General features: G+C 42.8%; 1 pseudogene. It reads left to right on the top strand.

The features are described from left to right. Positions 1–692, top strand: a pseudogene (locus ACFIL3_RS10850) (NAD-dependent DNA ligase LigA); the annotation flags it as partial.

The following is a 692-nucleotide window of genomic DNA, read 5'->3' as shown; positions in this document are numbered from 1 at the left end:
ATTGATGGCATTGTTTATAAGGTTAATGATTTGATGCTCCAAAAGCGCTTGGGGTTTGTTTCTCGTTCGCCGCGTTGGGCTATCGCCCATAAATTTCCAGCAGAAAAAGCGATAGCGCTTTTGGAAGATATTGACATTCAAGTTGGTCGCACGGGAGCTTTGACACCTGTTGCACGTCTTACGCCTATTACTGTTGGTGGAGTGGTGGTGACCAATGCTAGTTTGCATAATGAGGATTATATTAAGGGAATTGGTCATAAAGGAGAGCCCATTCGTGAAGGACGTGATATCCGTGTAGGTGATAGCGTGATTGTACAACGTGCTGGTGATGTGATCCCTCAAGTTATTGATGTTATCATTGAAAAACGCCCGAAAGATGCTGCTGTTTTTATTTTTCCTCATTTGTGTCCAGCTTGTGGGAGTCATGCTGTTCGTGAAGTGGGAGAAGCCGTGCGTCGCTGTACAGGGGGGCTTATTTGTCCTGCACAAGCAATTGAACGTATTCGTCATTTTGTTTCACGCAATGCTTTTGATATTGAAGGCTTGGGTAAAAAACAGGTAGAGTTTTTTTTCTATGCTCAAGATGAGGCGCTTTGTATTCATACACCAGCCGATATTTTTACTTTACAACGGCGCCAAGAAAAGTCTTTGATACGTTTGGAAAATATGGAAGGTTTTGGTATTGTTTCAGT

This window comes from Bartonella sp. CE47NXGY, from assembly GCF_042195415.1.
GTDB lineage: Bacteria > Pseudomonadota > Alphaproteobacteria > Rhizobiales > Rhizobiaceae > Bartonella.
The sequence above is the reverse complement of the archived record's forward strand: the minus strand, read 5'-3'. Positions and strand labels throughout refer to the sequence as shown.